This window comes from Fusibacter sp. (genome assembly GCF_057447755.1).
Genome location: NZ_JBVBZF010000180.1, coordinates 1 through 7126, shown reverse-complemented (window position 1 = coordinate 7126; position 7126 = coordinate 1). Strand labels below are relative to the sequence as shown.

Annotated in this window: 8 protein-coding genes; 6 read left to right on the top strand and 2 right to left on the bottom strand. The window is 39.1% G+C overall.

The window, feature by feature from the left end; translation table 11 throughout:
• Positions 1–283: 283 nt before the first annotated feature.
• Both thyX and AC220I_RS15650 read right to left on the bottom strand, forming a co-directional pair.
• Positions 284–979, bottom strand: a complete 696-nt coding sequence (thyX, locus tag AC220I_RS15655; protein ID WP_486724795.1) for an FAD-dependent thymidylate synthase — start codon at positions 977–979, stop codon at positions 284–286.
• Position 980: 1 nt separating this feature from the next.
• Positions 981–2195, bottom strand: a complete 1215-nt coding sequence (locus AC220I_RS15650) for a nucleotidyltransferase (RefSeq protein ID WP_486724794.1) — start codon at positions 2193–2195, stop codon at positions 981–983.
• Positions 2196–2308: 113 nt separating this feature from the next.
• Here AC220I_RS15650 and AC220I_RS15645 point away from each other — a divergent pair, with 113 nt between their 5' ends.
• The 6 genes from AC220I_RS15645 to AC220I_RS15620 all read left to right on the top strand — a co-directional run.
• The gene (locus AC220I_RS15645) at positions 2309–3502 is read left to right on the top strand and encodes an acetate/propionate family kinase (protein ID WP_486724793.1); all 1194 of its coding nucleotides are present in this window, start codon (positions 2309–2311) and stop codon (positions 3500–3502) included.
• 63 nt (positions 3503–3565) lie between these two features.
• The gene (locus AC220I_RS15640; RefSeq protein ID WP_486724792.1) at positions 3566–4063 is read left to right on the top strand and encodes a YceD family protein; all 498 of its coding nucleotides are present in this window, start codon (positions 3566–3568) and stop codon (positions 4061–4063) included.
• A gap of 19 nt (positions 4064–4082) precedes the next feature.
• On the top strand, positions 4083–4259 hold the full coding sequence (gene rpmF, locus AC220I_RS15635; RefSeq protein WP_069875554.1) for a 50S ribosomal protein L32: 177 nt from the start codon (positions 4083–4085) through the stop codon (positions 4257–4259).
• Between the two features lie 78 nt (positions 4260–4337).
• Entirely contained in the window at positions 4338–5360 is a 1023-nt protein-coding gene (plsX, locus tag AC220I_RS15630) for a phosphate acyltransferase PlsX (protein ID WP_486724791.1), read from the top strand.
• A 248-nt stretch (positions 5361–5608) separates the two neighbouring features.
• Positions 5609–6307: a ribonuclease III gene (gene rnc / locus AC220I_RS15625; protein ID WP_486724790.1), complete on the top strand. Its 699-nt coding sequence runs from the start codon at positions 5609–5611 to the stop codon at positions 6305–6307.
• Positions 6297–7126: elongator complex protein 3 (locus AC220I_RS15620; RefSeq protein ID WP_486724789.1), on the top strand; the 830-nt coding region annotated here is incomplete at its 3' end. The genes rnc and AC220I_RS15620, both read left to right, overlap by 11 nt.

Genomic DNA, 7126 nt, shown 5'->3' with positions numbered 1-7126 from the left:
AATCGGCTTTTTTATTGTATACAACAAAATTTGAGCCGAAAGCTGTGATGAGAAATGTTCAATCTCAAACAGCGTCAGCGAAAATTGGTTTGAGTCATCGAAGATGGCTCAAATGTTGTTGTATAGCATTAGTTCTCATCCAGCTTTGAGAAAGAATCTTCAAAAGCGGTTATATGAGCAAAATAAGGGTTTGACCTCAAATGATTTTAAATGCAAGAAATTTTGTTGTATAGAATCACAATGCTCGTCAAGCTGAGTACGTGACTATTCAAAAGGATTTTTTCTAGTTAGTATGTTCGAGAAGGGCCTCAATAGCCACTGGGAACTTTTCTAGTGCAATGGCTTTTACAGTTTCGGCATATTCCCTGATTTCAAATTGTGCATGACCGTCAGTTCTTTGGTTTAAGAAGTGGGCAACGCCTTGAACACTTGCGGTCCAGTACCATCTCACCATAAGCCCGTATGCACTTGGGATGAAAAGACGCGCTTGCTCGGTGGCAACGCCATTTTCGATGGCCCAATCATAATTTTTCATCCCGGCTTCTATCTGATTTAAGAGTCTTTCGGATGCTTCTTTTCCAATAGGGGTACCAAGATTTTCACCACTACCTTGCTTCATGTTTTCAGGTTTGCTACGCCAAGCATCTTCTGCTGGAATATAAAATTCCACTGCTTCAGTTACGTAGCGTCTGCTGGATTCATTCCAAGCTGTGAAGGGGTCTTGATGAGATGAACCGATAATGTATTTCCACCATTGTCTCGCCACCATTAATGGTGCGTAGATTTCAAATTGCATGGTGGCATGCCTAAAGGGACTTGTGTGATCGTGTTTTGCAAGATATTGGATGAGCTTGACGTCTTCGTCTCTTAATGTCTCTGTTGCCTTGTTAAAGCTTACACGTGCTGAGTTGACCACGCTGAGATCGCTTCCCATGGAATCGACCAGACGTACATATCCCTTATCTAATACTTTTTTCATATTATGTCCTCCTTATTATCATGGATGTGGTAAGATCTTTAGCGCCATTTCGATATGATGTGGCCTTATAGGCTAGACTATAGATATCAGTAGCCATAAGATCTAGCTTTAATAGTGGATTTTCTTTTAACGCATTGGGAATGTGATTGAGATTGGCGATAATATTGAGGTCAGAATTTGACTTAATTTCCTTCAAGATGGCTTGGCCAATATCGTCAAATCCCAAGACCCTGATATAATCCAAATGATCAATGCCCTTAAAATCCTTGGTAATACCCAAGAGTATATTGTTGAGCATTCTAGAGAGCTTGGTCATGGTATATCGTTTGGATTTAAGGCCTTCTATTAGCTCGTCGTAATGTCTTGCCTTAAGTGCAACAGCTTTTAGTTTGTGCTCAAGTCCTTCGGTGACCTCTCTAATGCTAGCAAGTTCTTCTAAAGAAGCTGTCCTGAGCTTGTAGAGTAAGATGTCCTCAAAGGCTTCTGGGGCAACTGGCATTATTGGCGATTGTTTTAGAACTTCAAGGCATGTCTCGGGTATATGACCCTTGAAATCAAAGGTGGTGCCTTTGCCAACCGCTTCAAAGTAAGCTTTTCTTATGGCTGTAGCACTTGAAAAATTGTTGTGAAGGCTTTCATCGTTATACCCAGATCCAACGCGTTTAATCAAATGAGGCTTTATAGTAGACTCAAGCTGGTAAAGTGCTTTGTAATATTCAAGGCCCAAAATGCTGTTTGACGTGTTGGGAATACAATCGACATTTAGATACTGTTTTAGAGCAGTTTCTCTTGCCACTGGAAAAGATAGTCCTAAGGAGAGGGCGTCGTTAAGCAGCCCACTAAATGCTTGAGGTTCGTTTGCAAGTATACTTGCAATTTGTTCAAATGCATAATTATCCATATTTTCGGTTCCAAAACACAATTGATCAACGACCTTGGTATCATTTAACAACTTAACACTACCGTAAGCAAACTGTTCTGCACTTGCTGTGGCAAAAAAAGTAGGGAGTTCAATAACGAGGTTGACACCGGCGGACAGTGCCAGATTTGTTCGTGTCCACTTGTCCAAAAATGCGGGTAAACCGCGCTGGACAAAGTTTCCGCTCATGATGGCAATCACGCCATCTGCGCCTGTTTCTTGTACTGATTTTTGTAATTGATACAAGTGTCCATTGTGAAAAGGATTATACTCGGCGATTATGGCAATTATTTTCATCAATATCCTCCGTTAGGGTTGAAAATTAGATTAATTACATTATAATATAAATGTATGACCAAAATCACTAAGATTAAAAAAAATCTTTATATATCAAAGGGAGGCAATTTATAATGAATGTATTAGTTATTAACTGTGGAAGCTCATCTTTAAAGTATCAATTATTTGACATGAAAGATGAAAGTGTTCTTGCAAAAGGTCTTGTTGAGAGAATCGGTATCGAAGGCGCAAGATTAAAACATGAAGGACCGACGGGAGATAAAAAGACAATTGAAGTGCCAATGAAAGACCATAAAGAAGCTCTTGGTCATGTACTTGAAGCGATTACACATGCTGAATACGGTGCGATTAAATCACTTGATGAAATTAATGCGATCGGTCACAGAGTTGTCCATGCAGGGGAAAAATTCAGTGGCTCAGTAGTAATTACAGATGATGTTATGTCAGCACTTGAAGAGTGTATCGAGCTTGCACCACTTCACAACCCACCAAATATTATGGGAATAAATGCAATGCAAGAATTATTACCTGGTATTCCTAACGTAGGCGTTTTTGATACTGCCTTCCATCAAACAATGCCTAAAAGCTCTTACGTATATGCACTTCCATATGAGTACTACGAGAGAGATCATGTAAGAAGATATGGTTTCCACGGCACAAGCCACAGATATGTATCTCAAAGAACTGCTGAGATTCTTGGAAAAGATATCAAAGATACAAAATTAATCACTTGCCACCTTGGTAACGGTGCATCTCTTGCAGCAATCGACGGTGGAAGGTCAATTGATACTTCTATGGGCTTTACACCACTTGAAGGTCTTGTAATGGGTACTAGATGTGGTGATATCGATCCACAAATCGTAACTTATATTATGGGTAAAGAAAACCTTACATTAGATGACATGAACAACATCATGAACAAAAAATCTGGTGTTTTAGGAATTTCTGGGGTATCAAGTGACTTTAGAGATATTGAAGGTGCTGCTGAAGCTGGAAATGAAAGAGCAATTCTTGCACTTGACATCTACCACTTAAACGTAAGAAAATATATTGCAGCATATGCAGCTGTTTTAGGCGGCGTTGATGCTATCGTATTTACTGCTGGTTTAGGTGAAAATGGCGCTGAGAGCCGTGAAGCAATTTGCCAAAACTTAGAATTCATGGGTGCTGTTTTAGATCCTGTTAAGAATAAAGTAAGAGGAAAAGAAGCTACTGTAAGTACAGATGACTCTAAAGTTAAAATCATGGTTGTACCTACAAACGAAGAGTTAATGATCGCTAGAGATACTTTAGAATTAGTTAAGTAGTTTTACTTGACAAACCTCTTCGTTCTAATTATAATATTAATGTTGCATTGAAGAGGTGATAGTATGAACCTTGATTTATCCAAGGTAGTAAACGGACTAAAATCAGTCGCTGATTTTCAGTTTGAAGTGACATTGACAGATGAGTTTCTAAAGGAAATCAATGCCATTGATGCTTCCGAGTTTTTTATGACTGGAAATGTCAAAAAAATCGAGAAGCGATTAATGCTTACCTTCGATTATAAGGGTATAATTTCATTTGAGTGTCATAGATGTTTAGCTGAAGTCAAATTGAACCTCTCAAGTTGTGTGACGCGGGAGTTAGTGGAGCAATTTTCTGAAGATGAGGATGATCAATTCGCAGTTTTAGAGAATGGTGCTATTAAGCTGATCCCAATTTTAGAGGAAGATATATTGTTGAATTTACCGCTACAAATTCTTTGTGATGAGGATTGTAAGGGGATTTGTCCTCAGTGTGGAACCAATCTGAATTCAGGGAAATGTACGTGTGATGACGAAAAAATTGATCCAAGACTAGAAGCACTAAAGAATTTATTCACTTAGATTAAGGAGGTGTTAAGATATGGCAGTACCTAAGCGTAAGATATCTAAAGCAAGAAGAGATAAGCGTAGAGCTAGTAACATTAAAATGACTGCTCCAAACATTGTGGAATGTCCAAAATGTAAAGCAGCTAACGTACCACATAGAGAATGTGCAGAATGTGGATATTATCATGGAAGAGATGCTAAACAAGCTTAATCTTTCAACTAGGCAATAGGGTAATCCTATTGCCTTTTTTATACTTAAGTAAGTACGATCAATAAAAAGAGGTGGCTTATGAAAATCGGATTTGACGCAATGGGTGGCGATCACGCACCTGTTGAAACGGTAAAAGGTGCAATTGATGCCTTGTCTATAATTAAAGGAGACATTATCCTTTTTGGGGATGAACTTAAAATCTCTCAGGAGTTAAGTCGTTACAAGTACGATTCAAATCGTATTTCAATAGTAGGGACCACTGAAGTGATTGAAAATGATGACAAGCCTGTAAAAGCAATTAAAAGCAAGGCGGATTCTTCTATGGTTGTTGGACTTAAAGCACTTAGAAAGGGCGAAATTGATGCCTTTGTATCTGCGGGCAACACAGGTGCTTTGCTTGCCGGTAGCCTTTTAAAGGTTGGTCGAATCAAAGGGATTGGTAGGCCAGCGCTTTGTACCATTTATCCTACGATGAATGGTGCGTCTGTACTTGTGGATGCAGGTGCCAATGCAGAATGTAAATCGAGAAATTTAGTTGAATTTGCCTACATGGGAAGCCTTTATGCGGAAAGGGTTATCGGTATTGACAATCCAAAGGTGGCACTTGTAAATATCGGTGCTGAGGACACTAAAGGAACGCCTTTATATATAGAAACACATCAAATGTTAAAAGAGACAGATTTGAATTTTGTCGGCAATGTGGAAGGTCGATATGTGCCATCAGGTAATGTCGATGTCATCGTCGCAGATGGTTTTACAGGAAATATCATTTTAAAACTCACTGAAGGTGTTGCACTGTCTATCGTGAAAGAACTTAAAGTTCAGATTATGAAAAACACAATCGGTAAAATAGGTGGTATCTTCCTTAAGGGCAATTTAGGGGCTTTTAAAAAGAAACTGGATTATACGGAATACGGCGGCGCGCCACTTCTAGGTGTCAACGGACTCGTTGTCAAAGCACATGGGTCATCCAATGCCAAGGCCTTTATGAATGCCATCAAATATGCCTATATTGGTGTTGAGTCCAATTTGGTTGCAGAGATCACAGACAAGATGAAGGCAATGCCACCGCTTGTGACTGATGTTCAAGTAGAAGAATAAAATTATATTCCAAGTTGAAGCGTCTCTCAGAGATGGATGAAAACGAATGGTCTATATATTTATGAGACGCTGGTACTAAAAATACCAGCGTCTTTCAATTTTAATATATTAGTTTTGCTACACATATTGAATTTTATGTTTCAAAATTATAAAATAGTTGGAGGAATGTAAATGAAAAGGTTGTTTAAATATATTATCACAATGCGCGTCATAGTATATTTAAATGCCCTTTCTAGGAAGGGGAGAATATGGAAGGTTTAAAAGTACTAGAAAAACGAATTGGATATGAGTTCAAGGATATTGCTTACTTAAAAAGAGCCATAACACATTCGTCTTATGCAAATGAAAATAAGAAGGAACGCATCAAAAACAATGAAAGATTAGAATTTTTAGGGGATTCGGTACTGGGCCTTGTGATCAGCGAATACCTCTATAGCCATTTCCCTAATTTGGCTGAAGGACAGCTAACCAAAGTTAGGGCAAGAATTGTCTGTGAAGCATCGCTTGGTGAGGCTGCAAGAGCACTTGAAATTGGAACCTTTATGCTATTTGGCAGAGGGGAAGAACTCACAGGCGGACGCGAGCGTACTTCGATTCTCTCAGACGCCTTTGAAGCCTTGATAGCGGCTCTTTATTTAGATGGCGGCGTGGATGTTGTTCGTAATTTTGTCCTTGGACACATGAACCACATCATCAATGATGCTGTTCATGGCAAGCTGTTTATCGATTACAAAACGCGATTGCAAGAAGTAATCCAGATTAAAAAAGGCAATCGCATTAAATATGAAATATTTAAAGAAGAAGGCCCTGACCATTCAAAGCTCTTCTATACACATGTGAAGCTAAACGATGAGATTATAGGGGTTGGCAAGGGAAGAAGCAAAAAAGAATCTGAACAAGAAGCCGCTAAAGAGGGCTTAAAAAAGTTGGCGAGCAATGAGTCATAAACATAAGATTATCCCTATTTTTGTTTCTCATATGGGGTGTCCCAATGATTGTGTTTTCTGTAATCAAAGAAAGATTACAGGTGTTGATCAAGTGCCAACTGATTTGGAGATTGTAGATCAGGTAGAGGACTATTTGGTCACAATGGACGCAGATGTCATTGAGATTGCATTTTTTGGTGGAAGCTTCACCGGGATTGAAATTGCCATTCAAGAGGCCTATTTGAAAATAGCCTCTCAATATAAAATCAAGAAGAAGGTTCATCGCATCAGAATTTCCACAAGACCCGACTATATCAATCCTGAAATTTTAGACCGATTGAGACAATATGGCGTATCCACAATTGAACTGGGGGTACAATCTTTTGATGAAACCGTCCTGAAAATGAGTAAAAGAGGACATGATGTCGCGTCAATCTACAAAGCGGTGACTTTAATCAAGAACTACGGATTTGAACTTGGAATTCAATTGATGTATGGGCTTCCAGGTGATACTTCTGAAAAGTTCTTTTTTTCTGTGGCGGAGAGTATAAAACTCAAAGCGGATTGTATCAGGCTTTATCCAGTACTGGTCATTAAAAATACAGAGCTGGAGACTATGTATCACGAAGGGCGTTATACACCAGCAGACCTAGATGACACGATTGATGTCATGGGTAAAGCCCTGAAGGCTTATGACCATGCCAATATTCCAGTGATTAGACTAGGACTTCAAAGGACTGATCTGATTGACGAAGGTAAGGAAGTTGTGGCAGGCCCATTTCATCCAGCCTTAAAGGAACTCGTCTATGACAAAATGTTTATAAGTGCCATTGCCCCCTT